The 6,403-nt window shown below is 37.2% G+C and carries 7 protein-coding genes; 4 read left to right on the forward strand and 3 right to left on the reverse strand.

Annotated features, from left to right (window positions below):
- Window positions 1–692: TM0106 family RecB-like putative nuclease (locus F6K13_RS13045; protein ID WP_287287583.1), on the reverse strand; the 692-nt coding region annotated here is incomplete at its 3' end.
- A gap of 187 nt (window positions 693–879) precedes the next feature.
- Here F6K13_RS13045 and F6K13_RS13050 point away from each other — a divergent pair.
- From F6K13_RS13050 to F6K13_RS13060, 3 genes are read left to right on the forward strand one after another with little or no spacing between them, the layout of a single operon-like run.
- Window positions 880–3,342 (forward strand): response regulator, encoded by a 2,463-nt coding sequence (locus tag F6K13_RS13050; RefSeq protein WP_124145180.1) that lies wholly within the window; start codon window positions 880–882, stop codon window positions 3,340–3,342.
- Between the two features lie 10 nt (window positions 3,343–3,352).
- Window positions 3,353–3,700, forward strand: coding sequence for an Hpt domain-containing protein (locus tag F6K13_RS13055; protein ID WP_124145179.1), 348 nt, complete (start codon window positions 3,353–3,355; stop codon window positions 3,698–3,700).
- Between the two features lie 59 nt (window positions 3,701–3,759).
- Window positions 3,760–4,938, forward strand: a complete 1,179-nt coding sequence (locus F6K13_RS13060) for an aminotransferase class V-fold PLP-dependent enzyme (protein WP_124145178.1) — start codon at window positions 3,760–3,762, stop codon at window positions 4,936–4,938.
- 166 nt (window positions 4,939–5,104) lie between these two features.
- Here the strand turns inward: F6K13_RS13060 and F6K13_RS13065 are convergent, their stop codons facing one another.
- Window positions 5,105–5,296: a hypothetical protein gene (locus F6K13_RS13065; protein WP_287287585.1), complete on the reverse strand. Its 192-nt coding sequence runs from the start codon at window positions 5,294–5,296 to the stop codon at window positions 5,105–5,107.
- A gap of 96 nt (window positions 5,297–5,392) precedes the next feature.
- Between F6K13_RS13065 and F6K13_RS13070 the strand changes: the two genes are divergently transcribed.
- Window positions 5,393–5,839, forward strand: a complete 447-nt coding sequence (locus F6K13_RS13070) for a hypothetical protein (protein ID WP_124145177.1) — start codon at window positions 5,393–5,395, stop codon at window positions 5,837–5,839.
- A gap of 198 nt (window positions 5,840–6,037) precedes the next feature.
- On the opposite strand, the gene F6K13_RS13075 is transcribed toward F6K13_RS13070, so the two are convergent.
- On the reverse strand, window positions 6,038–6,403 hold a 366-nt coding region (locus F6K13_RS13075), incomplete at its 5' end, for a hypothetical protein (protein ID WP_287287587.1).

Genomic DNA, 6,403 nt, shown 5'->3' on the forward strand with positions numbered 1-6,403 from the left:
AAATGTTTTTGAGTTTCCGCAACAGTATGACAACTACTATACCAAGTACAAATACTACATTTTTGCCGTGTCATAAATACTTCTGGTTCTAAGCGATTTTGCAACATTGAAATTAACTCAGAAATAGTTTCCTGCATTTGCTCAATTCGCTTTTCTAAATTAACTTTATATAACCCTTTCTTTCGGAGAATCAACCAAGCAGCTTCTGGCCAAACTCCTTGAATACTTGCTAATATTTGAGCGTGGAAAGTAGCAACTATTTGATATTCTAATTTCGGACGTTTGCTTAACTTAATATCTGTGGGAATATAAACCCAATCACCAAACCGAGAATATCCAGGCTGTTTAATCAATAAAACTGGATGACTGACCAAATTAATAGTCTGATTTTGTGAGAATGAGTTGATTGAAGATTGCTGAATAATTAATATTCCCTGATAAATAACATCAATACCTGCTGCCATTAATACTTCTGTAGCTTTTCCCCCTGCAATTAAATCTCCACGAGGATAATCAGGCTTTTGATAAATATAATTCTTGATAATGCTCGACCTAAATTCCGAACTATCTTTAATTAATTTCAGCAGAAAATCATTAGGAGAATCTTGTTGCGTAAAATCTCCATAGGTATCTAAAAATACTTTTCTAGAACAACGTTGATAAGAAAGTAGCTGAGAGTCAGTTATAAACATTAATTATTTAGTTAGTGAGTCAACCACTTTGCGGAAGTTAAAAATCCAAAATAGCACAACTATATATATATATAGTTAGTCTAGTCCACTTGTTGAATTGAGATAAAATCGAGATATAAAGACCAAACATTTCTGACTATTCAACAGTGAAATATAGAAAAAATTCACTGCAACAATAACTATAAAAATGTCAAAAAAGCTACGCCAGCCATCTCCAACTAATCGCCTGACGGTACTTTATATTGCCGGACTCAGCGTAATAGCCGGATTATTTATATTTGAACAATTTTTAGTAGAAAGATCCCTAAAATATCAGTTTACCAGTTCTCGGGTAATTAACATCGCAGGTCGTCAACGAATGCTGAGTCAAAAACTTAGCAAAGCAGCATTAGCTATCCAGTCTAGCTCCAACTCAAAAGTCAGAAAACAACGTCAACAGGAACTCGAAAATGTTGTCCAGTTGTTCCAAACCTCCCATGAGGGACTACAAAAAGGTGATTCAGACTTAGGATTACCCAGTAATAATAGTCCCACGGTAAAACAAATGTTTGCGGAGATGGACGAATATTATCAAGCAATAGTTAAGGCCGCTCAGGGTTTGCTAGTAATCATTAACTCACAGTCACCACAAGCAAATACTAGCCCTTTTGTAGAAACCATTCTCAAAAATGAGGCCCTTTTTCTTCCACGGATGAATCAAATTGTCTTCCAATATGATGCCGAAGCTCGACAAAAGGTTCAGCAAACTAGACGAATCGAAAATTTATTATTAACAGTTGCGATATTACTACTAATATCAGAGGGAGTATTTGTATTTAGACCTGCAGTCAACAAACTTCAAGTTTATCTGGAAGAAAAAGTCAAAACTCAGGAACAAACGACCAAAATAGCAGCAGAATTAGAACAAAAAAATCAGGAATTAAATGCGGCCTTAAAGGAAGCTCAATCTATAGCCAAGCTGAAATCAGAATTTATGGCCAACATGAGTCACGAAATACGTACCCCAATGAATGGAGTAATTGGGATGACTGGTTTGCTGCTAGATACTAATCTCAATCCCCAACAACGAAACTTTGTGGAAATTATTCGCAGTAGTGGAGATAACTTGTTAATCATTATTAATGATATTCTCGACTTCTCAAAAATAGATGCCGATAAGTTAGAGTTAGAAAGCCAAGCTTTTGACCTCCGAGAATGTGTAGAATCTTGTCTAGATTTGCTAGTGCCTCAAGCTACAGATAAAGCATTAGACTTAGCCTACATTATAGACGATTATACTCCCTGCAGAATTATGGGTGATGTGACTCGGCTGCGTCAAATTCTGGTCAATTTAGTCAGTAATGCTGTTAAATTTACTCATTCTGGAGAAGTAGTAATAAATGTTACTGCTGAAGAAGTTAACTCAGACAATTCTCAATCTCCCACCCACCAAATCCATTTTGCTGTCAGAGATACTGGTATTGGTATTCCACCAGAAGGTTTAAAGCGACTTTTTCAGCCTTTTTCTCAAGTAGATTCTTCAACTACTCGTAAATACGGGGGTACAGGTTTAGGCTTAGTTATCAGTAAGAAACTGTGTGAAATGATGGGCGGACAAATGTGGGCAGAAAGCGGGGGTAATGTCGCTGGAAATCCCTTGGTAAATCAAAATAATTTAGCTTCTGCAAATTCTTTTGCTGTAGGTTCAACGTTTCACTTCACAATCTTAGCTCAAAGTGCTCCCAGTATTCCTAAAGTTTATCAAAACCCTCAGCCTCAACTTAATGGTAAACGAATATTAGTAGTTGATAATAATCCTACTAATCGACTGATTCTAAAAATACAAAATAAAAAATGGGATATCATATCTACAGAAGTAGATAGTGCTGCAAAAGCTTTAGAGTTGCTGAAGAAAGGTAAAAAGTTTGATCTAGCTATTTTAGATATGCAAATGCCGGAAATGGATGGTCTAACTTTAGCTGCTGAAATTCGTAAGTTTCCTGAACTGAAAACACTGCCATTAGTTATGTTAACTTCAATAGGTTCTCCCAAAGGTAATACAAGCAATTTGCAAGCTTGTCTAAATAAGCCGATTAAGCCAGATCAGTTATATAAAGTACTGATGCAGATTTTTGCTAATCAGGTAGTCAATATGAAAAATCAAGCTGAGATCAAGATTGATAGCCATCTGGCGATACGACTACCTTTAAGAATTTTACTAGCTGAAGATAATGTAGTGAATCAAAAAGTTGCATTGTCGATGTTAGGACGAATGGGTTATCGCCCTGATGTGGTTAGTGATGGATTAGAAACTTTGATAGCTTTAGAAAAAGTACCCTATGATTTGGTGTTGATGGATGTGCAAATGCCAGAAATGGATGGTTTGGAAGCAACAAAACATATTTGTGACAAATATGGCAATGAGTTAGACAACAGACCTGTTATTGTGGCCATGACGGCGGGAGCTATGGAGGGCGATCGGGAAATTTGTTTGCAAACTGGTATGGATGATTATATGAGTAAACCAGTTAAGATTGAAGATGTACAGGAAATACTGGAAAATTGGGGAGAAATAATCATAGCCAAAAAAAACTCTTGCGCTACAAACACAACAGTTAGAAAAAACTCCTTCTCTACCATCTCCACCACCACAATCACAAACAGCTTCTAGTTCTCCTCCAGTGATAGTGGAGGTCATTGAAAATATTCGCCAAGAAGTACAGATAGAGGGCGAAGCAGATCTGGTAACGGACCTGATCGATTTGTTTATTGAAGATACTCCACAGCAGTTACTAGCTATTAAAGAGGCGATCGATAACTCTGCCACAAAAACACTAAAAAAAAGCGCTCATTCTTTGAGAGGTAGCAGTGGTAATTTAGGAGTAGTGCGCTTGGCTGAAATCTCTGCAATATTAGAGCAGAAGGCTAAAGCTGGTACCATAACAAAAGCAGAAGCAGAAACACTTTTCACTCAATTAGAAAATGAGTTTATTATTGCTAAGTCTGTTTTAGAAGAATTACAAGTTTAAATAAAAATTTATGGTATAATCCCAAAGCACTAAATGATTAGATAATCTGCAATATTTATATGAATCATCATCCCTCTCAATTATCAAATTATCAACAAAATTTTCCGGCTTTAGCTAATAAAATTTATTTTAATTATGGTGGGCAAGGACCAATGCCTGAAGCATCTTTACAGGCAATTTATCAGTCTTATCAAGAAATACAAAATATCGGACCTTTTTCTGGAAAAGCCGGAATTTGGGTAGAAAAACAAGTAGCTTCAGTCCGGAGGGCGATCGCTGCTGAGTTAGGAGTTTCTCCAGATACTATTACTCTGACAGAAGATGTTACTGTCGGTTGTAACATTCCACTTTGGGGGATTGATTGGCAAGCAGGAGACCATATATTACTTTCTGACTGCGAACATCCTGGAGTGATTGCTACAATTGAGGAGATTCAAAGACGTTTTAAAATAGAGGTTTCTACTTGCCCGATTATGGCAACTTTAAATGAAGGAGACCCTGTAGAAGTTATTGCTAATAATTTACGCCCAAACACTAAATTATTAGTAATTAGCCATATATTGTGGAATACAGGTCAGGTTTTGCCATTGACTGAAATTGTTAAAATGTGTCAAAGTTTCTCTCCTTTTCCAGTAAAAGTATTAGTTGATGCTGCTCAATCTGTAGGGGTTTTACCTTTAAAATTAGCCGAAACAGAAGTTGATTTTTATGCTTTTACTGGTCATAAATGGTGGTGTGGTCCTGGTGGTTTAGGGGGACTTTATGTCAGTGCTGAAGCCAGGAAAAATTTAAGCCCTACTTTTATTGGATGGCGGAGTGTTATCAAAGATAAAAGTGGTAAACCAATTGCTTGGCAACCTAATGGTAAACGTTACGAAATTGCGACTTCTGCTTATCCTTTATCTCCGGCTTTAAAGGAGGCGATCGCTCTACATAATCAGTGGGGAACTGCTGAAGAAAGATATGAAAAAATTAAAGAATTAAGTGCATATTTATGGGAAAATTTAAAGAAAATTCCTGAGATTAATTGTTTGCGAACTGCACCGCCAGAAGCTGGATTAGTTTCTTTTCAGTTAACTAATGGTAAGTCTCATCAACAGTTAGTTGAATATTTAGAAAAGCAGGGAATGATGGTACGAACTATTCTCGATCCAGATTGTGTAAGAGCTTGTGTTCATTATTTTACTCAAGAGGCAGAAATTGATAAATTAGTTGCAGAAATTAAAGCTTTTGGGTAACAGCGAACCGAGGAGAAAGTAGGGAAGTTCTATGGAACCTCCCTAGAGCAAGATGTTATAGAACCCATTTGAGGTCTATCTATATTATATTTATATAGTTAAAGATGGGGAGATGGGGGGATGGGAGCATTTTTCTACCTGCTTGGTGCGTGTTCCCTCACAGGAGTCAGCATTCCCTTGCGTCATATCCCGCGACGACGCTAGTCACATCTGGTAGCGCACCAAGAGAAAAGAATGATTTGCGACCTGAAAAATGGTATTGAAGCAATTCATTCTGACTCGGTCCTCCTGACTTCCCCTCCCAGGAGGGGTTAGGGGTGGGTTGACTCCTAAGAAATATCCTAGCTATTTGTAGCAAATATTTATTAATTTGGTATTACTTATATAACACAAACACCTTTAACTTAATATATAATATAAAGTCAAATTGACTTCTGGTTATAGGTGAGACACTATGAGATTTATATTAGGGATCGTTGCTGTTTTAATAATTTGGGTAATGCCAGCAAAAGCACAGATATCAAATACTCAAGTTCAGGCATTAGTTGAAGCACTCCGACTAGCGGCACCGCAAACAGGAACAGAAAATGATGGATTGTATAGCGACTGGCAAATTAAGCCAGATAATATTCCCAGGTGGTCGAGACTTTGCACTGGAGAGGAAATGACTGTAAAAGAGTTTGAAGCAAATACAACAAAAGCAAGGGAAATTTTGGGATGCGTAATGGAAGATATTTTGAAAGAGCAGTATGCTGCTAGTGGTAATGATGAGTCGTTAGCAGTGCGTCGAGCAGCAGCATGGTGGATGGCAGGAGATCCAAATCAATATAATCAAGGTGAGATTGGTAGCTATACTGATAAGGTTTTAGGTTTCTATAGAACCCATTTGAGATCTATTTAAAAAGAGATGGGGAGGTGGGGAGTATTTTTCAACCTGCTTGGTGCGCGTTCCCTCACAGGAGTCAGCATTCCCATGGCTTCGCTTAACATCACCGATGAAGAGTGTGTCTAGGATTGTCTAGATTTTTAGAAGGTGAGAAGTTTAGGAGTAACTTTTTTACTTACTTCCTAAACCTTTTGGGACAACTATAGCGATCGCTCAATTAGTACAATTGGCCTTTTTAAGCATTAGCCATAACCTTCTAAGAGCAAGGCTAATTACTTTAAAAGGAATTAGAGTTTTGAAGTCCTTAGCTTTTTCTGTGTTTATAGCCTCCAGTAAATCTACATTTACACCCGATTCAGCAGCCAAAAGAAAACTTTTTTTAGCTTGAATTGCACCAATTTTAATTGCCTTAATTTGCAGAAGTGCAGGAATATTAGGAGTTTCAGCCATGGACTTCTCAATAAGCGCTATCGCCTCAATCTGCCTATCAAAATATTTAGTAATAGCTTGGACTTTGCTTAGACTTTCATCACTAGAATATTTAGCCAGCAACTCATCATATTTAGTCCCCAATTCCCT

Origin of the sequence: Okeania sp. SIO2B9 (assembly GCF_010672505.1) — a bacterium.
GTDB lineage: Bacteria > Cyanobacteriota > Cyanobacteriia > Cyanobacteriales > Microcoleaceae > Okeania > Okeania hirsuta.